Here is a 20,447-nt window from a genome sequence, read left to right as displayed (position 1 = left end):
GGATCGCCACGATCGGAGACGCCGTGCCCCTGACGCCCTACACCCGGCCCGCGGACGGGCAGGTGCGCCTGCTCACGAAGGTCGCCCGCATGTACCACGAGCGCGGGGTGCGCCAGGCCGACATCGCGGCCGCGCTCAATATCTCACAGGCGAAGGTCTCGCGTCTGCTCAAGCGGGCCGAATCCGTGGGCATCGTGCGCACCATCGTCACCGTCGCCCCCGGCGTCTACGCCGAGCTCGAAGAGCAGCTCGAGGAGAAGTACGGCCTCGCCGAAGCCGTCATCGTCGACGTCGACCCCGAGGCCGACGAGGGCGAGCTCCTGGCCTCCCTCGGGGCAGGGGCCGCCGCGTACCTCGAAGCCACCCTCTCGGGCGCCGACCGGATCGGCGTCTCGTCGTGGAGCCAGACGATCCTCGCGATGGTCGACCGCATGCGCCCGTTCACGGTGCGCGGCGCGACCGAGGTGGTGCAGCTGCTCGGCGGCGTCGGCGCCCCCGAGGCCCAGAGCCACTCGAACCGGCTGCTCGGCGAACTGGCACGCACGCTCGGCGCGGAGCCCGTCTACGTGCAGGCTCCGGGGGTCGTCGGCGACCCGGCGATCCGCGACAGCCTGCTGCAGGACCCCTCGATGCAGGAGGTCGCGCGCCACTGGAACGAGCTCACGATGGCGATCATGGGCATCGGCAGCATCGAGCCGTCCGACGCCCTCGCCGCCAGCGGCAACGCCTTCGCCGCCGAAGAGCGCCAGGCGCTGCTCGATCAGGGCGCCGTCGGCGACATCTGCCACCGCATCTTCCGCGCGGACGGCTCGCTCGTGCGCGGCGCGCTCGACGACCGCATCATCGCGATCACCGTCGACGGCCTCCGGCGCATCCCGCGCCGCGTCGGCATCGCCGGCGGCGAGCGCAAGCTCGAGGCGATCCACGGCGCCCTGGCCGGGGACTGGGTCACGACGCTCGTGACCGACCTGCGCTCGGCCGAGGCCCTCGCGGAGCGCTGACCGACCGGGCTCCGCTCGCTGCGCCACCCATTCCTCGCGCGGTGTCGCTCCCGGGCCTTCCTCCCGCGCGACGCCCCGCTCAGCGACTGCGGCGACGCGGGTCAGCGCACCTGGAGCGACTCCGCCAGGCGCTCGACGCCCAGGCGCGGGCTCGTGAGCACCGGAACAGCGACAGAGACGGCCTCGGCGGCGGAGGCCATGGATGCCTGGGCCAGCACGATCACGTCGGCCTCAGCGGCGCCCCGCTCGATGGCGGCGGCGACGAGGCGATCGTGGGTCGGGCGGTCGCCGCCCGCCACGGCCGCGAACGCGCCTTCGATGACCTCGCTCGTGAACTCCGGGTCGACGCCGGCGAGCGCCGCGCGCTCCTCGAGCAGTCCCAGGGTCGGGCGGCACGTGGTCGCCAGGGTCGCGAGGACGCGGATGCGGCGACCGCTCCGGACCGCAGCATCCGCCATCGCCTCATCCACGCGGAGGACGGGCACGCCTGCCGCCGCGGCGGCGGGCGCGGCGAGCTCGGAGATCGACGAGCACGTGAACATCACGGCATCCGCTCCCCCGGCCACCGCTGCGCGCACGAGGTCGTCGATCCGCTCGGGCACCGAGTCCACGCGCGCCTCATCTGCGAGATCAGCCACGATGCGGTCGTCGAGATAGTTCACGACGGTCGCGCCGGGGAGGAACTCCGCCGCCAGCGCGCCGAACGGCGCGATGTTGACGGCTCCGGTGTGGAGGAACGCGATGCGCGGCGCGGAGGAGCTCATGCACCCAGCCTTTCAGCTTCTCAGCCCTTGAGGGCGCCGCCGGACATGCCGGCCATGATCTTCTTGTTGAGCGTGAGGAACAGGATCAGCAGCACCACGATGTTGATGCTGACGGCAGCGAACAGCGGGCCGTACTGCGTCGACCCGTACTCGTCGCTCAGGCTCAACAGGCCCACCTGGATCGTCGCGAGTTCGGGACGGGTGGTGAAGGTCAGGGCGATCAGCAGATCGTTCCACACGCTGAAGAACTGCACGAGGCCGATCGTGAGGATCGCGTTCTTCATCATCGGGACGCCGATCACGAAGAACGATCGCAGCGGGCCCGAGCCGTCGACGGTCGCGGCCTCGAAGATCTCGCGCGGCACCGACCGGAAGTACGTCGCCATGAGGAACGTCGTCAGCGGGAGCCCCATCACGGTGTACGTGATGATCAGCGGCCACAGCGTGTCGGTGATGCCGATGCGGAAGTACGTGATGAACAGCGGCACCAGGATCATCTGACCGGGCACCATGATGCCCGCGAGGATGTAGAGCAGGACGCCGTTGCGGCCCTTCCAGATCATCACCTCGAGCGCGTACCCGGCGGCGACGCCGATGAAGACGATGAAGATGACCGACGGGATCGTCACCAGCACGCTGTTGAGCCAGTTGCGCGCGACGTTGCCGTTGGTGAGGGCGGTGACGTAGTTGTCGAAGTTCCACGTCTCGGGAAGCGACAGCGCGGGGTTCGAGAGGAACTCGGACTGCGTCTTGAACGAGCCGAGCACCATCCAGACCTGCGGGTACAGCACCACGACCATCAGGACTGCGACGAGGATCCAGACGGGCAGGCGGCGGATCGCCTTCACCGCGGTGCGCTTGGCGCGGCCCGGACCGGGCCGCCGGACCGTCGGGGTCGCGACGGTCAACGCGGGCTTCTCGGTGTGCGTCAGAGTCATCTCAGACCTCCGCCTTGCGGCGCGACGATCGGAAGATCGCCAGGGTGAACACCAGGCAGAGCGCGGTGAGGAGGACGGCGATCGTCGAGCCGTAGCCGTACTCGGCGTACTCGAACGCGGTGCGGTACATGTACAGCGTCATCGGCGCGGTCGACGTGCCGGGTCCGCCGCCGTTGAGGGCGAGCAGGCTGTCGAAGACCTTGAGCGTCGCGTTGAGGCTGAAGATGATCGACGACAGGAGGATCGGCAGCGACAGCGGGACGACGATGTGGCGAACGAGCTTCAGGCCGTTGGCGCCGTCGAGACGGGCGGACTCGATGACCTCCTCGGGGATGTCGAGGAGTCCCGCGTAGAGGAGGACGGCGTAGAAGCCCATCGAGCTCCACAGCGTCATGATGATCGCCAGGGTCATCGTCCCCACGGTGGAGGCCAGCACCTCGACGCTCTCGCCGCCGAAGAAGTTGATGATGTCGTTGACCGGTCCCTGGTTCTCGCCGACGGCGACGAAGCTGCGGAACAGCAGCGCCACGGCGACCGTCGGGAGCACGGTCGGGAAGAACACGAACGTCCGCACGAGGGTCGATCCCTTGCGCAGGACGAAGACGTAGAGGAGGGCCAGGCCATAGCCGAGCGCGACCTGGCCGATCGTGGCGACGATCGCGAAGAACACGCTCACCCACATCGACTGCAGCGCGTTCGGATCGGTGAAGAAGGTGGCGAAGTTCTGAAGGCCCACCCACTCGAACCCGCGCAGCGAGTTGCCCTCGAAGAACGAGAGGCCGAGGGACCAGCCGACCGGCACCACCTTGAGCAGGGTATAGAGCACCAGGGCCGGTGCCAGCAGGATGAAGATCGTCTTCCGATCTCCGAAGATCGAGTTCATCTGCGAACTGCTTTCTCTGTCGAAGAGCCGGCTCCCCGGGCGAGCGCCCGGGGAGCCGGTACGGGGTCTCAGCCGTTGGCGTCGATGCTCGCCTGGAGCTGGCTCATGTAGTCCTCGGCGGTCATCTGGCCGGTCGTCAGCAGCGTCGCGTTGGTCGAGGCGAGCGAGTTGCTCTTCGAGTCCATCAGCGCCTCGAACCACAGTACGGTCTGGTCGATGTCCGCGATGCGCTCCTGGATCTCAGCGGTGTTCGCCGAGATGTCGGTCACGTCGCCGTTGACCTTGAAGCCCGAGATGACGCCCGCGTCCTGCAGCGCCTGCTGGCCGTAGTTCTCGGCGATGCAGCTGACCCAGTCGACGACCTTCGGGCCGAACTGCTCGGCGTTGATGATCATCGGCGCGCCGGCGTTCGCGGCGTACTGGTCGATCGAGCCCTTGCCGCCGTCGACCTCGGGGAAGGGCATGAAGCCGACGTTCTCGCCGCCGATCTGGTTGCGCTCGGGGTCGTTGATCGCGCTGAGCAGCCAGGATCCGTCGTAGGTCATCGCGGCCTTGCCGGTGAGGAACATGTTCGAGGACGTGTCGCCGTCGCGCGTCGAGAAGCCCTCGCCGAAGTAGCCGGCCTCGGCGTAGTCCGCGAGCGCCTGCGCGCCGGCGACGTACTCCGGCTCGGTCAGCTTGGCATCGCCGTCACGGACGGCCGCCATGGCGTCGGGGCCGACGTTGCGGAAGATGTACATGCCCATGATGCGCGTGAGGGGCCAGCCGGCGGCGCCCGCTTCGGTCATCGGGGTGATGCCGGCATCCTGCAGTGTCGCGGAGGCGTCGAGGAGGTCGTCCCAGGTCTGGGGCTCCTCGATGCCGTTGTCGGCGAAGATCTCCTTGTTGTAGAAGATGCCCTCGACGTTGTACTGGTAGGGCATCGAGTACATGCCGCCGTAGACCTGCTCGACGGTGGACGCCGCCGCGGGGAGCACGTTGTCCCATGCGCCGGATCCCTCGAGCGCGGCCTTGAGGTCGCCGACCAGTCCGGCCGCGTTGAGGTCCCCGTCGGGGCGGATGAGCGCGGTGCCCGCGATGGTGTGGGTCGGCAGCGCCCCCTGGCTGGCGAGCAGCGTCACCTTCTGGACGGTGTCGGCCTGGGCCACCTTCTGGTGCTCGAGCGGCAGGGCCTCGTTCTCGGCCTTGCAGGCGCCCTCGGAGAGAGCGGTGAGCTGCTCCTCCAGCACCGGGTTCTCGTTCGCCGTCATGACGGTGAAGGTCTCGGGATCGGTGCCGCCGGCACCGGCGCCGCCGCCGTCCGACGATCCGGTGTCGGGGGTGCCGCTTCCGGCACAGGCGGCCAGCGGCAGCACCGCGGCGAGTGCGATTCCCAGCGCCGCGATGCGGCGGCGGTTGCTGCGGGTGTTCATAGCGTCCTCCTTGACGACGACCATGCGGGTGAAAGGTACGACCACGACAGTAGGCACGATTTCGGTGTGTGTCAACAGTCAGTACTGAAATTCTATTCACTTTGAGACGATTCAGGCGCTAGACTGCATTTCCATGCAGCAATGCGAGAAGTTGCAGTAGTACCTCCTCTCACTCGGATCAGCCCCGTCTTGCCGCGACGCCGCCACGAGCACGAGACTGAACGCCACTCGGAAGGAACGACGATGACCGCCACCACCGCGACCAGGGCCCACGCCCGGCTGCGACCCCTCGGCGCCGACAGCGCGCGCTGGGCGAGCGGCTTCTGGGGACACGTCCACGATCGGACGCGTGATGTCACCATCCCCCAGATCTGGTCCTCCCTGAGCGATCCCGCCATCAGCGCGGGGCTCACGAACTTCCGCATCGCCGCCGGCCTCGAATCCGGCGCCCACGCAGGACCGCCGTTCATGGACGGCGACTTCTACAAGTGGCTCGAGGCGGCCATCGCACGCCTCGAGACGGACCCCGACCCCGAGCTCGCCGCCCGGATCGAAGAGATCGCGCGGCTGATCGCCGCGGTCCAGCGTGAAGACGGCTACCTCCACACGCCCACCCTCATCTCGACGCGCAACCACGAGGACGTCCTGGCCCTCGCCGACCGGTTCAACTTCGAGACGTACAACCTCGGCCACCTCATCACGACCGGCGTGCGCCACTACGAGGTGACGGGGTCGACCACTCTGCTGGACGCCGCCCGCAAGGCCGCGGCCTTCCTCGAGGACCTCGCGACCGACAAGCCGCTCGAGCTCGCCCGCAGCGCCATCTGCCCGTCGCACTACATGGCGGTCATCGACCTCTACCGCGCCACCGGCGACGAGCAGTACCTGCGTCTGTCGGAGGCGTTCATCCGCGTCCGCGACGACTTCGAGGGCGGTGACGACAACCAGGACCGCGTTCCCGTGCGCGAGCAGAAGGTCGTGGCCGGTCACGCGGTGCGCGCCAACTACCTCTATGCGGGCCTCGCCGACCTCGTGGCCGAGACCGGCGACGCCGAGCTGGAGGGGGTGCTGGAGAACCTGTGGCGCGACGTCGTCGACACGAAGCTCTACATCACCGGCGGTGCGGGAGCACTCTACGACGGCGCCTCCCCCGACGGCTCGCCGTGGCAGGACCAGATCAGCCGCGTGCACCAGGCCTACGGCCGCGCGTATCAGCTCCCCCACACGACCGCGCACAACGAGTCATGCGCGAACATCGGGCTGATCCTGTGGGGCGAGCGGATGCTGGCGCTCACGGGCGACGCGACCTACGCCGACGTCATCGAGCAGGTGGCCTTCAACAGCCTGCTGTCGAGCATCAGCCTCGCGGGCTCGGAGTACTTCTACACCAACGCGCTGCGGCAGGTGCGAGACCTCCCGTACCCGCTCCGGCGGCCGGGCGACACCGCGATCCACCCGGTGCCGCCGCCCCCGCCGTCGGACGAGCGGCTGCGCGAGCCGTACCTCAGCTGCTTCTGCTGCCCGCCCAACATCGCGCGCACGCTCGCCCGGTTCCACGAGCGCGCGGCGTCGATCGGCGACGAGGGCCTGTTCGTCCACCTGTACGGGGGCAGCGCGCTGGACGTCACGACCGACGACGGGAGCCGACTCGCCCTCCGCGAGGAGAGCGACTACCCGTGGAGCGAGCGGATCGCCTTCACCGTCACGGATGCCGCGGGCACCGGCATCCCGCTTCACCTGCGTGTTCCGGGCTGGTCGTCGGGAGCGACGCTCACCGTGAACGGCGAGGCGGTCGCCGCGAGCGAGCCGGGCACCTACACCCGCATCGAACGCGAGTGGCAGCCGGGCGACGTCGTGGAGCTGACGCTGCCGATGCCGGTGCGGGTGCTGCGCGCCCACCGCCTCGCCGAGGAGGCGACCAACCAGGTCGCCGTACGCCGCGGACCGGTCGTGTACTGCGTCGAGACCGCCGATCTTCCCGAGGGCGTCGTGCTCGAGCAGGTCGCGCTCCGGCGAGGCACCGCGCTGGCGCCGGCCGAGGCCGAGGTCGCGGGCCACCGTGTGATCGCGCTCGACACGGAGGCGGTCATCCTTCCCGGGTCGGACGAGGATGCCCTCTACGACGACCTCGCAGACACCGCGCTCGCAACGGCTCCTGTGCGATTGATCCCCTACTTCGCGTGGGGCAATCGCGGTGCCGGCGAGATGTCGGTCTGGCTCCCCTTGGCCTGGTGAGGCGCATGTCCTCGTCATCCTTCACGTCCCAGCACGTCGTCGCGACGTACATCATCGAGACCTCGCTGCCGCTTCGGCGGGCCGCCGAGGTGCTCGCCGGCGAGCAATCCACCGGGACGTTCGTCCGCGTCGAGCGTGAGTCCGACGACCTGCGCGCGCGCTTCGCCGCCCAGGTCGAGTCCATCGACGAGGTGCCCCTCACCGGCGCCTCGCCCCTGCCGGGAGCAGTCGGCGACCCCGCACTGCGGCGGCGCGCGCGACTGCGCCTGCGGTTCCCGCTCGACAACTTCGGCCCGTCGCTTCCGAACCTGCTCGCCGCCGTCGCGGGCAACCTGTTCGAGATCAAGGAGCTGGCGGCGATCCGCCTGGTCGACCTCGAGCTGCCGCCGGCGTTCGCCGAGCGCTACCCCGGTCCCGCGTTCGGCGTCGAGGGCACGCGCGGGCTGGTGGGCCGCCCCGAGGGCGCGCTCATCGGCACGATCGTCAAGCCCAGCATCGGCCTGTCCCCGGACGACCTCGCCGAGGTCGTCGGTCAGCTCGCCGAGTCGGGCATCGACTTCATCAAGGACGACGAGCTGCAGGGCAACGGGCCGAGCGCGCCGCTGGCGGCCAGGGTCGCGGCGGTCATGCCGGTGCTCGAGCGCTACGCCGACCGCACCGGCCGAAAGCCGATGTACGCGTTCAACATCACGGACGACATCGGGCGGCTGGAGGCCAACCACGACCTCGTCGTGGCCGCCGGCGGCACGTGCGTGATGGCGTGCATCAACCTGATCGGCCTGCCTGGCCTCGAGTTCCTCCGCAGCCACAGCAGCGTGCCGATCCACGGACACCGCGCGATGTTCGGCTCGTTCGGGCGCTCCGAGCAGGTGGGGATAGGGTTCCGAGCGTGGCAGAAGCTCGCGCGCCTCGCCGGCGCCGACCACCTGCACACGAACGGCATCAGCAACAAGTTCTACGAGACGGACGAACAGGTGCTCGACTCCATCGCCGCGGTGCGTGAGCCGCTGCTGGGGCTCACGCCCACACTCCCCGTGCTGTCGTCGGGCCAGTGGGGCGGGCTCGCGCACGCCACCTACGCCGCGGTCGGCACGACCGACCTCCTCGTGCTCGCCGGCGGCGGCATCCACGGTCATCCCGACGGCGCGGCCGCCGGCGTCGCGAGCATGCGCGACGCGTGGGCGTCGGCCGCTCGCGGCGAGAGCATCGACGACGCATACGAGAGCTCTTCCGCCCTCCGCCGGGCCGCCGAGCTCTTCGGTCCGGTCCGTGCCTAGAGCCGTCCGCGGCGCCGCCCTGTTCTACGGCGACGACTTCACCGGCAGCGTCGACGCGCTGCTGCAGTTCGCGCGGCGCGGCTGGACGGGACGGCTCTTCACGGGACTCCCGGATGCTGCCGCCCTGCGCCGCGCGGCGGACGAAGTGGACGTGGTCGGCGTGGCCGGAATCTCGCGTTCGCTCGCGCCCGACGAGATGGACGCCGAGCTGGGGCCGGTGCTCGCCGCGTTCGCCGAGCTCGAGCCGGCGATCGTGCAGTACAAGGCGTGCTCCACGGCGGACTCCGCGCCGCAGGTGGGCAGTCTCGGCCGCGTCGTCGAGCTCGGGCGCGAGACGTTCGGCGAGCGCCCCGTGCCGATGCTGTTCGCCCAGCCCGACTTCGGGCGGTACACGCTGTTCGGCCAGCACTTCGCCGCCGAGCGGGGCACGGTGTACCGGCTCGACCGGCAGCCGACGATGTCGCACCACCCCTCGACGCCGATGACCGAGGCCGACCTCGCGGTCCACATCGGCCGCCAGACGGACCTGCCCGTCGGCTCGATCCCCCTTGTGGCCTTCGACGATCTCGAAGCGCTGCTGCGCAGCGCCGCCGAGGCGGCGATGGTGCTCGACGCCCTCACCGACGAACATCTCGTGGCCGTCGGCGAGGCTGTCGCGGCGCTGCCCGCACCGGTGTTCGCCATCGGCTCGGGCGGTCTGTCCCACGGCATCGCTGCAGCGAACCCGCGTGGCGGCCCAGCCGTACCGGCATCGACCCCCTCGGCGGGGCCGGTGCTCGTCGTGTCGGGCAGCCGTTCGGCGCAGACGCGCCGGCAGGCGGATGCCGCGGCCGCCGCGGGCTGGCTGGTTCAGCCGCTGCCGCTCGACGGGCCCGGGCGGGAGGCCGTCGAGCCCGACGTGATCGCCGCGCTGCGCGCCGGACGCGGCGTCGTGCTCACGTCGGACGACGCCGACGCGACCTCGACCGGCGCCCGCCCCGTGCTCGAGGCGATCGCCGAGGCGGCGGCATCCGTCATCTCCGCCGTCGCCCGCGACGAAGCGGCGCGCCGCGTGATCGTGTGCGGCGGTGACACGTCCAGTCGCGTCACGCGCCTGCTCGGCGTGGAGTCGCTCTCGATCGCCGCGAACCCGTGGGGCAATGTCGTGCTGCTGCGGGCGCACGCCGCGGACCCCGCCATCGACGGGCTCGAGCTGCTGCTCAAAGGCGGGCAGGTGGGCGCCGACGCCCTGTTCATCGACGTCGCCGCGCTCGCCTGACGGTAGGTTGGGTCGCCGTGACCCGCTTCTCCGTCGTCCCGTCGTCGTACGTCTATCTCCGCCGAGGCAGGGCGGTGCTGCTGCAGCTGCGGCAGAACACCGGCTACATGGACGGATGCTGGGCCGCCGGCGCCGCGGGCCACGTCGAGCGCGGCGAGACCGCCGTCGACGCCGCGATCCGCGAGGTGCGCGAGGAGCTCGGGCTGTCGCTCGCGCCCGCCTCGCTGACGCCGGTCGCTGTCATGCAGCGCACCGCCGGCACCGACGACCCGATCGAGCAGCGCGTCGACTGGTTCTTCGTGTGCGACGAGTGGGAGGGCGAGCCCGAGATCCTCGAGCCCCGCAAGTGCGCAGAGCTCGCCTGGTTCGATCTCGACGCCCTCCCCGACCGCTTACCTGCCTACGAGCGCGAGGCGCTGGGCGCACTCCGCGCCGGCGCGGGCGCGACCCTGCTCGCACACGGGTTCTGACGCGACGCGCGAGAATCGGAGATCCCGCGAGTTTCGGATGCGGAGGCCCCGGATCCGTCCTATTCTCGCCAGGTCCCCGCGGTTCGCGCGGTGTGCGCCGGCGGAGGATTCAGCGAGCCTCGAGGCGCACGCTCCACGATGTGCGCTCGCGCGGGATGCGGTACTTCTCCGGAAGAGCAGGGCCGACGGATGCTGAGCCCACACCCTGCTGCGCGTGATCGATGTTGAGCCACACCCGACCCGAATCGACGAGGTCGTGCAGCTTGACGGCACGATCGAGGTCGTGCGACGTCCACCGGCGGGCGGTGAAGTCGAACTCAGGACGACCCTCGACCCGCAGGGTCGGGATGCCGGGAGCCGCGACCTCGAGCCACCGCGTCTGCACGTGGTTGCCGTTCTCCTGCGGCACCGGGTACGGCACCTGGAGGTCGTCGATCGACCGGCTGTACCGCCCGATGCGCGAGGCCTCGAACGAGTCGACGTACGTCTCGCCCGGGCCCCGACCGAACCACGTCACGCGCTCGGCGGCACCGGGAAGGCCGAACAGCAGGCCGAGACGCGGGACGAGGATGTCGCGGTGCATGTACGGGGTGTCGGTCCACGGCCCGACGAAGTCGGCGTCGACATCGAGCACGACGCCGTCGCCGTCGGGGGTCCATGTCATCGTCCAGGCGACGCCGTGCGGATGCGTGCGCGGCGCCGTGCGCCCGCTCGCCCGGAGCCGTCCGTCGACCACGTCGATCTCGTCGACGCGGTGCAGCAGCCGGTGCAGCATCGTCTTGCGCCACACGCCCGCGATGTTGTTGATCTCGCCCTGGCCGTGGTCGTTCTCGGTGGGCGCGCGGTACAGGTCGAGCACCGGGCCGTCGAGGTCGAGGTCGCCGAGCCGCACCAGGCGGCCCGTCGTCGCATCGAACGTGGCCGATCCGAGCCGGATCCCGCCGGCGGTTCGCGAGACATCCCGGGGCTGCGGGGAAACCACAGCACGCACGGTGTCTCGATCGGTCTGCGGTCTCCCGGCCTCGGCGTCTGCGTCCGCGGCCGCGGGCGCGGCCACCCCCTGCCCCCACGCGACGACGTGGCCGGCCGGAGCCCAGAGCTCGTCTGCGGCGAGCGCCGCCCCGACCGTGAGCACGGTGTCGCGGGTGACCGACGCGAGCGCGGTGGCGGCAGCATCCGGAATCGGGACCGCCACGGAATCCCCCGGCGCGAGCACGGGAACGGACAGCAGTCCGCTCGCGGCGACCTCGCCGTCAGCCTCGACGGACCACGGGAATGTCAGGTCGGCCGTGTCGGCGCTGTGGCGGTCGTTCACGATGCGCACCGCGTCGTCGCTCACCGTGATCCCGATGGTCTCATGCGCCTTCGCGAGCTCGACGAGGCCCGGGGTCGGCGTGCGGTCGCTGAACACCAGCCCGTGCAGGCTGAACCGGCCGCCGCGTGGCTCGTCGTCGACGTCGTCGCCGTGCATGACGAACGGCGCGCCGTCGTCGGTCACGGCGTTGAAGCCGTGGTCGATCCACTCCCACACGAACGCGCCGCAGAGGCGGTCGTGGGCGCGGATGATGCGCCAGTAATCCTGCAGCGACCCCGGGCCGTTGCCCTGCGCGTGCGCGTACTCGACGAGGAGGAACGGCAGGCCGCGCCGGCGCTCCTCGTCGGCTTCGGTCACACCCTCCGGCAGCGGCGCGACCCCGCCCGATTCGTCGAACACCATGCCGTGCATGCTCAGCCGCCCGCCTCGGGGCTCCGCGTGACGGCCGATCTCGTCGAGCAGCTCGAGCGACGGATACATGAGCGAGTAGAAGTCCGAGTCGCGGTAGCTCGGATCGCGCTCGTAGAGAACGGCGCGCGACGGGTCGCGTTCGTCGAGCCAGCGGCGCATCTCTGCGAAGCCGTCACCGGTCATGCTCTCGTTGGCGAGCGACCAGACGACGATGCTCGGGTGGTTCTTGTGCGGCTCGACCGTGCGGACGAGGCGGTCCATGACCGCGTCGCGCCACTCCGGCAGCGCCGGCGGGTTGTGCGCCCACCCCTCGTAGATGAATCCGTGCGTCTCGAGGTCGACCTCGACGATCACCCACAGCCCGTACTCGTCGCACAGGCGAAGGAACTCCGGATGCGGCGGGTAGTGGCTGGTGCGCACGGCGTCGATGTTGGCGCGCTTCATGAGCACGATGTCCTGGGTCATGGTGTCGCGGTCGAGCGTGCGCCCGGTGTCGGGGTGATGCTCGTGGCGATTGACGCCGCGGAACGTGACGGGCCGCCCGTTCACCGTGAACACGCCGTCGACGATCTCCACGTGCCGGAACCCGACGGCGAGCTCGACCGTCTCGCCGCTCGCGCGCAGTGCGCCGCGATACAGACGCGGCCGCTCCGCGCTCCACGGCTCGACGGCGACCGTCACGGTCTGGCCCGCGGGGACACGGATGCCGAGCTCGGGGATCTCGACGACCGCCTCGGTGGAGGCGTCCACCCGCAGCGTGCCCAGGCCCGTCACGGCGTCGTAGTCGGCGTGGACGAAGTGGTCGTCGATCGCCCCCGCGGGACGCGCGAGCAGCTCGACGTCGCGGAAGATCCCGGGGAGCCACCACATGTCCTGGTCCTCGAGGTACGTCCCCGCCGACCAGCGGTGCACGCGCACGCACAGCACGTTGCGGCCGGCGCGCACCGGCGCCTCGAACTCGAACGGCAGCCGGCTGCCCGTGGACCAGCCGAGCTCCTCGCCGTTCAGCCACACCTTCGCGCACGAGTCGACGCCGCCGAAACGCAGCACCGCCTCCCCGAAGCCGGCCTCCACATCGAAGACCAGCCGATAGTCGCCTGTGGGGTTCTCGGTCGGCATGCGCGGCGGATCGAGCGGGATCGGATAGGCCGTGTTCGTGTAGAGCGGCCCCTCCCCGGTGCCGAGCATGCGGCGCGCGGGGCCGCCGGAGAGCGGCGTGAACTCCTCGAGCACCCAGTGCGACGGCACCGGCATCGCGTCCCAGGCGGCGTCGTCGAAGTCTGCGGCCAGAAAGGCCTCGCCCGTCCCGGCCGCCGTGGGCGAGAGCCGGAAGCGCCACGACCCGTTGAGGCTCTGCACCCGGGCGTCGCCGACGGCGTGGGCTCGCGGCATCCGTCGCCCTGCTCCCGGTGAGGTGCTCTCCCAGTACGGGCCGGTGGAGAAGACAGCCGGCGATCCGCTAGTCTGCATGTCCATAGGAGCTTGCATATCCATTCTCTCTTGAATGCGATTGCAGTCTAGCTCAGCGAGGAGTTCCCATGGCAAGAAGCGCCGCCGCCGCGACCCTGCCGCCCGCCGCTGTTGCGGAGGGGGTCACGCACGTCGTGGCCGAGGCATCCCGCCTCAAGACCCGCGCCATCGACCGCGTCGCGTACGCGAGCGACGCCTCCCACTTCCTGCTCACGCCCGAGGCGGTGCTCGTCGCCGCCGACGCGGCCGAGGTCGGCCGTGTGATGCGCGAAGCCGGCCGCAGCGGGTCGCGGCTGACGTTCCGTTCAGGAGGCACGAGCCTCTCGGGCCAGGCCAGCACCGACGGACTCCTCGTGGACGTGCGGCAGCGATTCCGCCGCATCGACGTGCTCGACGGCGGCCGCCGCGTGCGCGTGCAGCCGGGCGCGACGGTGCGGCAGGTCAACGCCCGGCTCGCCCGGCACGGTTTCCGGCTCGGCCCCGACCCGGCGAGCGAGCTCGCCTGCACGATCGGCGGCGTCGTCAACAACAACTCCAGCGGCATGGCCTGCGGCATCACCGAGAACACGTACGAGACGCTCGACTCGCTCGTGTTCGTGCTGCCGTCGGGCACGGTCGTCGACTCGGGCGCGCCCGACGCCGACGCGGCGCTGCGGGCCGCCGAGCCCGATCTGGTCGACGGCCTGGCGCGGCTTCGCGAACGGGTGGTGTCGAACCCGCGGTCGGTCGAGATCATCCGCCGGCAGTTCGCGATGAAGAACACGATGGGGTACGCGGTCAACGCGTTCCTGGACTTCGACACCCCGGCGCAGCTGCTCGCACACCTCGTGGTCGGCAGCGAGGGGACACTGGCGTTCGTCGCGGAGGCGACCTACCGAACAGTGCCGATCCTGCCGCGCATGGCGACGGCGCTGACCGTCTTCCCCGATCTCGCGGCCGCGACACGCGCCCTCCCCGCACTCGTCGCGACGGGTGCGGCGACGCTCGAGCTCATGGATGCGACGTCGCTGCGGGTCGGGCAGTCGCTCGCCGGAGCTCCGCGCGAGATCACGGGGCTCACGGTGCGCGACCAGGCCGCGCTCCTCGTCGAGTTCCACGCGCACGACGACGACGAGCTCTCGGAGCTCGTCGCGCGGGGCGCGCAGGCCCTCGCCACGCAGCCGCTCGAGGCGGCAGCATCCTTCTCGTCCGATGCGGTGGCGCGCGCCGCCGCATGGAAGCTGCGCAAGGGCCTCTACGCGTCGGTCGCCGGCGCCCGCCCGAGCGGCACGACGGCGCTGCTCGAAGACGTCGTCGTGCCCGTCGACCGCCTCGCGCCGACGTGCGCGACCCTGCAGGCGCTGTTCGAGCGGTACGCCTACGACGACAGCGTGATCTTCGGGCACGCCAAGGACGGCAACATCCACTTCATGCTGACGGACCGCTTCGAGTCGGCCGATCAGCTCGCCCGCTACCGTGCGTTCACCGAGGACATGGTCGAGCTCGTGCTCGACGCCGGCGGCAACCTCAAGGCGGAGCACGGCACCGGCCGCGTCATGGCGCCGTACGTGCGGCGGCAGTACGGCGACGAGCTCTACGACGTCATGCGCGAACTCAAACGGCTGTGCGACCCGGCCGGCATCCTCAATCCGGGCGTCATCATCGACGACGACCCCGAGGCGCATCTGCGCAACATCAAGCTCGCGGACCCGATCGAGCCGGAGGCCGACCGCTGCGTCGAATGCGGCTACTGCGAGCCGGTGTGCCCGAGCCGCGACCTCACCCTCACGCCGCGCCAGCGGATCGTCACGCGCCGCGCGATCGCCCGGGCCGAGGCGTCCGGCGATCACGCACTCGTGCGCGAGCTGGAACGCGACTACGACTACGCGGGCGTGGACACGTGCGCCGTCGACGGCATGTGCCAGACCGCGTGCCCTGTCCTGATCAACACGGGCACCCTCGTGAAGCGCCTGCGCCGCGAGGAGGCCGGCCCGGTGGCGAACGCCGCGTGGAAGGGCGCCGCGCACGCGTGGTCAGGGGCGACCCGGGTCGCGAGCCTCGGCCTCACGGTGGCCGACCGCCTCCCGGCGCCCGTCGTCACCCTCGCCACCGACATCGGCCGCGCCGTGCTCGGTGCCGACACGGTGCCGCGCTACTCGGACGATCTCCCCCGAGGCGGACACGCGCGCTCGCGCCTCGGGACGACCGTCGGCACCGGTGACGAAGCACCTGTCGCCGTCTTCCTTCCCGCCTGCGTGAACGCGATGTTCGGGCCCGCCGGCGACGGCGTCGGGGTGACCGAGGCGTTCCGCCGGCTCGCCGAACGTGCGGGCGTCCGGCTCGCGGTGCCCGACGGCGTCGACGCGCTGTGCTGCAGCACCCCCTGGACCTCGAAGGGACATGCGGGCGGGCGCGAGGTCATGGCCCGCCGGGTGGCCGCATCGATCTCGGACGCGACGCGCGGCGGCGAGCTCACGATCGTGACGGATGCCTCGAGCTGCACCGAGGGGTTCCTCCACCTGCTCGCCGATGCCGGCGTCGACGCCCGTGTCGAAGACGCCGTCGCCTTCGCCGAACGCGTGCTGCTTCCGCGCCTGGACGAGGTGGCGCCGCTCGTCGGCTCTCTGGCGCTGCACCCCACGTGCTCGTCGACCCAGCTCGGTCTGGACCCCGCCCTGCGCCGCGTCGCCGAAGCCGTCGCCACGGAGGTGATCGTGCCGGACGCGTGGTCGTGCTGCGGCTTCGCCGGGGACCGCGGGATGCTGCATCCCGAGCTCACCGCGTCCGCCACGGCTTCCGAGGCCGCCGAGGTCCGGGCCCTGGGCGCCGACGCGCACGCATCGTGCAACCGCACGTGCGAGCTGGGCATGACGCGCGCGACGGGAGCCGACTACCGCCACGTGCTCGAGCTGCTCGAGGAGGCGACCCGGCCGTAACCCGGTCCGGCCGAGAGGCCGACCCGCCCCGCTCCGGGAGGGGAGGGGGAAGAAGAGGGAGGAAGGGAGTGCGGGGGCGCTGGCACGCGCCGGGAAGAGTGCAGCGGGAACGAGGGGGGACTTCGGGGCCGGTCAGCCGGCCGTGGACTCCCGCACGACGAGCTCGGGCTGGAAGCGCACGGTGCGCGGATGGTCGCCGCCGGGCTCTTCGAGATCCTTGAGGAGCAGGTCGACGGCGGTGTACCCGATGAGGTGGGCCGGCTGGCGGATCGAGCTCAGCGGCACGACGGTCGCCGACGCGAAGTCGATGTCGTCGTAGCCGATCAGCGCGATGTCACGCGGCACCTGCACGTCGGCCATCAGCGTGAACGCCTGCAGCGCCCCGACGGCGAGCAGGTCGTTCGCGGCGAACACGGCATCCGGCCGGTCGGCCGCGGCGCGTCCGCGGAGGAGCTCCCCGGCCTCGCGCCCCTGCAGCACCGACAGCGCCGACATCTCGACGACCTCCAGGGTCGCTCCGTCCACCTCGGCGACGGCGCGACGCGCGCCCTCGAGCCGGTCCGCCACCTGGCGGATCGTGCGAGGACCGCCGATGAACGCGATGCGCCGGCGCCCGGTCGACAGCAGGTGCGAGACCGCGAGGTAGCCGCCCTCGACGTCGTCGACCGACACCGATCCGAACGCCTGCTCGGAGTCCTCGTGGTCGACGAGCACCACCGGGACCCCGCCGGCGTGCAGCCGGGCGAGTCCGGCGAGGTCGCCGTCGACGGGCGTGACGAGCACGCCGTTCACCCGCTGCTCGCGGAAGAGATCGAGGTAGGCGTCCTCGCGGTCGGAGCGCTCGTCGCTGTTGCCGAGCAGCACGCTCATCCCCGCCTCGGCGGCGCGGTCCTCCGCACCTCGGGCGACCTCGGCGAAGAACGGGTTGCCGGCGTCCAGCACGATCAGCGCGATGCTGCGGCTGCGACCGGCTCTGAGCTGCCGGGCGGCGTCGTTGCGGACGAACCCCAGCTCCTCGATCGCCTGCGTCACACGCTCGACGGTCGCGGGCGACACCTTCTCGGGTCGATTGAGCACGTTCGAGACCGTGCCGACGGAAACGGATGCCGCAGCCGCGACATCGCGCACGCTCACCACCATGACGCCCCCAGGAGTTCCTTCCGCTGTCCGTGAGTGTAGGGCACTGCCGGGGAAGCGGTCGCCCGCTCCCCCGGGTGCGCGCCGACGCCCGGGGGTCTGGGGCGAGGCCCCAGCAGGCGCGGCCGCTCAGGCATCCGCAGTCGCCCCCTCGCGCTCTGCCGAGAGTTCGGCCAGGCGCGCGGCGATCTCCTGCTGCGTCTCCGGGCCGGCGTGCATGAACAGCGCCTCCCCGAGTTCGCGGGCATCCGACCACTTCGTGTGGGTGCGGAAGCCGTGCGCGGCCTCGGGGCTCGACGCCTCGAGCACCTGGCCGATGGCCTCGTAGGCCTCGAGGTCGTCGATGACGGCGGCGAGGGTCGAGTCCAGACCGATCCGCGAGGCGGCGGCCGCCGGCGCGGTGTCGGCGACCTCCCACTCGTGGGCTCCCGAGCCGACCTCGAGCTCACGCCCGTCGGGCAGCACGACGACGGCGGTCGTGTTCGGCGGCACGGTCGCCTCGACGCGGACGACGCCGTCCTGGCGCGACCACCCTGCACGCGCGGTGCCGTACGGCGTCAGGTGCTCGGCCCACGCGTGGTCGAATTCGGCGAGCGGGCGCGGCTGGATGCGGATCCGCTCGTATCCCGGCGCATCGGGCGCGAGGCCCGCGACGACGCGATGCAGCCAGTCGCCGACGGCGCCGAGCGCGTAGTGGTTGAACGACGTCATCTCGCCCGGGTTGATCGATCCGTCGGGGAGCATCGAGTCCCACCGCTCCCAGATGGTGGTCGCGCCCATCGTCACCGGGTAGAGCCACGACGGGTTCTCGGTCTGCACAAGCAGGCGCCGCGCGGTCTCGAGGTTGCCGGTGCGGGTGAGGGCGTCCTGGATGATGGGCGTGCCGACGAAGCCGGTGCTGATGCGGTAGCCCGACAGTCGCGTGAGCTCGGCCAGCCGTGCGCCGAGCACCTCCTGCTGGTCGGCGGGGACGATGTCGAAGACGATCGCCATCGCGTACGCGGTCTGCGCGTCCGACATCATGCGCCCGGCGGGCGTCACGTACTCCGCCAGGAACGCGGCGCGCACCTCCTCCGCGATCTGCGCGTACTCCCGGGCCTCGTCGTCCTTTCCGAGGAGCGCGGCGGCGCGGGCCACGGCGTCGGCCGACCGGAAGAGGTACGCCGACGCCACGATGTCGGCATCCGTCTTCGCATTCGCGGGCAGGTGCGGCGGCGCGTCCGGGTCGAGCCAGTCGCCGAACTGGAACATCCCCTCCCACAGCCGGCGGGGGCCGGCCAGACGGATGAGCACGTCCGCCCAGCCCTTCATGCTCGGGTACTGGCGCTCGACGGTGGCGACGTCGGCGTAGCGCTCGTGGAGCACCCACGGCACGATCGTGGCGGCATCGCCCCACGCTGCGGCGGGACGGGCGACCCCGAGCGCGTTCGGCACGACGAACGGCACCACGCCGTCGACCTGCTCGAGCGCGAGGTCCCGCAGCCACGAGTCGAGGAAGCCGCGCACGTCATAGAGGAACGAGGCCGTCGGCGCGAACACCTGGATGTCACCCGTCCACCCCAGGCGCTCGTCGCGCTGCGGGCAGTCGGTCGGGAGGTACAGGAAGTTGCCGCGCAGGCCCCAGAGGATGTTCTCGTGCAGCTGGTTGACGAGGGGATGGGATGCCTCGAACCAGCCCGTGCGCTCCATGTCGCTGTGGATGACGACCGCGGTGACGGCGGAGGGGTCGAACTCGCCCGGCCATCCGTCGACCTCGGCGTAGCGGAAGCCGTGGAAGGTGAACTCCGGCTCCCATTCCTCTGCACCGCCGCCCGCGAGCGTGTAGTGGTCGGTCGCGGCGGCGGCGCGCAGCGGCCGCGTGCCGAGCTCGCCGTGCTCGAGCACTTCCGCGTGCCGCAGCGTGATCACGGCGCCCGCAGGACCCGACACCCGGATCCGGAGGCGGCCGACCAGGTTCTGGCCGAAGTCGAGGACCGTCTTGCCGCTCGGGGTGGTGATGACCTCGCGGACCGCCAGGTCTTCGATACGACGCACGAACGGCGACACCCGGGCCTCGGGCGTGCGCAGAGCCTCGAGCTCGGCGACGGGCGCCCAACCGCCGGCGGCGTAGCCCGCTTGAGCGAAGCCACGACCTTCTCGGTCGACGAGGGCGAGACGGGCGTCGTAGTCCTCGCCCGCGTACAGCCCGCTGGCCGTGATCGGTCCGCTGGACGCCTGCCACGAGGCATCCGTGACGATCCATCGTCGCGACCCGTCGGCGTACTCGATGAGCAGCTGACCCGCGAAGCGGGGCTGGTCGGCGTAGAGGGGACGCGCGTTCTCACGGAAACCGAAGCTCTCCGTCGCCCACGCGCCGGCCAGGCGCACGCCGATGGCGTTGCGGCCCTCCGCGAGCAGACGCGTCACGTCGGTGGTCTCGTGGATGGTGCGGTGCGCGTACGGCGTCCAGCCCGGCTTCATCACCTGGTCGTCGACGTCGACGCCGTCGATCGCCACCTGGTACACGCCGAGCGCCGTCGCGTAGAGCGTGGCGCGCGCGACCGGACCCGTCACGTCGAACTCGGTGCGCAGGTACGCGGGCTGCGCGTTCTCGGCGGGCTCGGCGAGGCCGATCGTCACGGCCTGCCACTCCCCCTCCGCCAGGAACCCGGCGACGATGCGCCGGGGCTCGCTCCAGTCGCCCGCGGCGCCGTCGACGCCGGTGACCCGCACGCGCAGCGAGACCTCCTCGCGCGCGGCGAGCGGCGGGAACGGCCACGCGATCCGCGTGGAGGCACGGCCGTCGACGCGGTGCGACGACACCTCGCCGGCACGCGTGACCTCGACCTCGGCGCCCGACTGCAGCCAGCCGGGGGTGTCGGTCTCCGTGCGCCAGCCGATCTCGGGGGTCGGCGAGGCGACGACGTCGCTGCGGTACGGCGCGTCGATGACGATGTGGGGAACGGGGCCGCTCATGGCACT

13 protein-coding genes are annotated in these 20,447 nt (G+C 71.4%); 6 read left to right on the top strand and 7 right to left on the bottom strand.

Annotated elements, in window-relative coordinates; all coding sequences use genetic code 11:
- Positions 1 to 23: 23 nt before the first annotated feature.
- Positions 24 to 1,001, top strand: coding sequence for a sugar-binding transcriptional regulator (locus RS82_RS12135; RefSeq protein ID WP_084695618.1), 978 nt, complete (start codon positions 24 to 26; stop codon positions 999 to 1,001).
- A gap of 101 nt (positions 1,002 to 1,102) precedes the next feature.
- Here the strand turns inward: RS82_RS12135 and RS82_RS12130 are convergent, their stop codons facing one another.
- From RS82_RS12130 to RS82_RS12115, 4 genes are all read right to left on the bottom strand, one after another.
- The gene (locus RS82_RS12130; protein WP_045299771.1) at positions 1,103 to 1,765 is read right to left on the bottom strand and encodes an aspartate/glutamate racemase family protein; all 663 of its coding nucleotides are present in this window, start codon (positions 1,763 to 1,765) and stop codon (positions 1,103 to 1,105) included.
- Positions 1,766 to 1,785: 20 nt separating this feature from the next.
- Positions 1,786 to 2,703: a carbohydrate ABC transporter permease gene (locus tag RS82_RS12125; RefSeq protein ID WP_045299770.1), complete on the bottom strand. Its 918-nt coding sequence runs from the start codon at positions 2,701 to 2,703 to the stop codon at positions 1,786 to 1,788.
- 1 nt (position 2,704) lies between these two features.
- Complete coding sequence (locus RS82_RS12120) at positions 2,705 to 3,586, bottom strand: carbohydrate ABC transporter permease (RefSeq protein ID WP_045299769.1); 882 nt, start codon at positions 3,584 to 3,586, stop codon at positions 2,705 to 2,707.
- A gap of 68 nt (positions 3,587 to 3,654) precedes the next feature.
- Positions 3,655 to 4,998, bottom strand: coding sequence for an ABC transporter substrate-binding protein (locus RS82_RS12115; RefSeq protein WP_045299767.1), 1,344 nt, complete (start codon positions 4,996 to 4,998; stop codon positions 3,655 to 3,657).
- Positions 4,999 to 5,241: 243 nt separating this feature from the next.
- Between RS82_RS12115 and RS82_RS12110 the strand changes: the two genes are divergently transcribed.
- The 4 genes from RS82_RS12110 to RS82_RS12095 are packed head-to-tail and all read left to right on the top strand — an operon-like array spanning position 5,242 to position 10,238.
- Positions 5,242 to 7,233: a glycoside hydrolase family 127 protein gene (locus RS82_RS12110; RefSeq protein WP_045299766.1), complete on the top strand. Its 1,992-nt coding sequence runs from the start codon at positions 5,242 to 5,244 to the stop codon at positions 7,231 to 7,233.
- Positions 7,234 to 7,238: 5 nt separating this feature from the next.
- Positions 7,239 to 8,510: a RuBisCO large subunit C-terminal-like domain-containing protein gene (locus tag RS82_RS12105; protein WP_045299764.1), complete on the top strand. Its 1,272-nt coding sequence runs from the start codon at positions 7,239 to 7,241 to the stop codon at positions 8,508 to 8,510.
- Complete coding sequence (locus RS82_RS12100) at positions 8,503 to 9,768, top strand: four-carbon acid sugar kinase family protein (protein WP_045299762.1); 1,266 nt, start codon at positions 8,503 to 8,505, stop codon at positions 9,766 to 9,768. The genes RS82_RS12105 and RS82_RS12100 overlap by 8 nt, the downstream gene beginning before the upstream one ends.
- A 17-nt stretch (positions 9,769 to 9,785) precedes the next feature.
- Positions 9,786 to 10,238, top strand: a complete 453-nt coding sequence (locus RS82_RS12095) for an NUDIX hydrolase (protein WP_084695617.1) — start codon at positions 9,786 to 9,788, stop codon at positions 10,236 to 10,238.
- A 109-nt stretch (positions 10,239 to 10,347) separates the two neighbouring features.
- On the opposite strand, the gene RS82_RS12090 is transcribed toward RS82_RS12095, so the two are convergent.
- On the bottom strand, positions 10,348 to 13,440 hold the full coding sequence (locus RS82_RS12090; RefSeq protein ID WP_084695616.1) for a glycoside hydrolase family 2 TIM barrel-domain containing protein: 3,093 nt from the start codon (positions 13,438 to 13,440) through the stop codon (positions 10,348 to 10,350).
- A gap of 62 nt (positions 13,441 to 13,502) precedes the next feature.
- Here RS82_RS12090 and RS82_RS12085 point away from each other — a divergent pair, with 62 nt between their 5' ends.
- Positions 13,503 to 16,349: an FAD-binding and (Fe-S)-binding domain-containing protein gene (locus RS82_RS12085; RefSeq protein ID WP_084695615.1), complete on the top strand. Its 2,847-nt coding sequence runs from the start codon at positions 13,503 to 13,505 to the stop codon at positions 16,347 to 16,349.
- 132 nt (positions 16,350 to 16,481) lie between these two features.
- Here the strand turns inward: RS82_RS12085 and RS82_RS12080 are convergent, their stop codons facing one another.
- Positions 16,482 to 17,489, bottom strand: coding sequence for a LacI family DNA-binding transcriptional regulator (locus tag RS82_RS12080; RefSeq protein ID WP_045299760.1), 1,008 nt, complete (start codon positions 17,487 to 17,489; stop codon positions 16,482 to 16,484).
- Positions 17,490 to 17,615: 126 nt separating this feature from the next.
- Positions 17,616 to 20,441: a family 78 glycoside hydrolase catalytic domain gene (locus RS82_RS12075; RefSeq protein WP_045299758.1), complete on the bottom strand. Its 2,826-nt coding sequence runs from the start codon at positions 20,439 to 20,441 to the stop codon at positions 17,616 to 17,618.
- Positions 20,442 to 20,447 lie beyond the last annotated feature (6 nt).

The organism is Microbacterium trichothecenolyticum, from assembly GCF_000956465.1.
In the GTDB taxonomy this organism is placed as follows: Bacteria; Actinomycetota; Actinomycetes; order Actinomycetales; family Microbacteriaceae; genus Microbacterium; species Microbacterium trichothecenolyticum.
The sequence above is the reverse complement of the archived record's forward strand: the minus strand, read 5'-3'. Positions and strand labels throughout refer to the sequence as shown.

What these genes read in the sequence shown, in the direction of transcription:
- RS82_RS12130 (WP_045299771.1), bottom strand. Translation starts at nt 1,765, where the DNA reads ATGAGCTCCTCCGCGCCGCGCATCGCGTTCCTCCACACCGGAGCCGTC.
- RS82_RS12125 (WP_045299770.1), bottom strand. Translation starts at nt 2,703, where the DNA reads ATGACTCTGACGCACACCGAGAAGCCCGCGTTGACCGTCGCGACCCCG.
- RS82_RS12120 (WP_045299769.1), bottom strand. Translation starts at nt 3,586, where the DNA reads ATGAACTCGATCTTCGGAGATCGGAAGACGATCTTCATCCTGCTGGCA.
- RS82_RS12115 (WP_045299767.1), bottom strand. Translation starts at nt 4,998, where the DNA reads ATGAACACCCGCAGCAACCGCCGCCGCATCGCGGCGCTGGGAATCGCA.
- RS82_RS12110 (WP_045299766.1), top strand. Translation starts at nt 5,242, where the DNA reads ATGACCGCCACCACCGCGACCAGGGCCCACGCCCGGCTGCGACCCCTC.
- RS82_RS12105 (WP_045299764.1), top strand. Translation starts at nt 7,239, where the DNA reads ATGTCCTCGTCATCCTTCACGTCCCAGCACGTCGTCGCGACGTACATC.
- RS82_RS12090 (WP_084695616.1), bottom strand. Translation starts at nt 13,440, where the DNA reads ATGGACATGCAGACTAGCGGATCGCCGGCTGTCTTCTCCACCGGCCCG.
- RS82_RS12085 (WP_084695615.1), top strand. Translation starts at nt 13,503, where the DNA reads ATGGCAAGAAGCGCCGCCGCCGCGACCCTGCCGCCCGCCGCTGTTGCG.
- RS82_RS12080 (WP_045299760.1), bottom strand. Translation starts at nt 17,489, where the DNA reads ATGGTGGTGAGCGTGCGCGATGTCGCGGCTGCGGCATCCGTTTCCGTC.
- RS82_RS12075 (WP_045299758.1), bottom strand. Translation starts at nt 20,441, where the DNA reads ATGAGCGGCCCCGTTCCCCACATCGTCATCGACGCGCCGTACCGCAGC.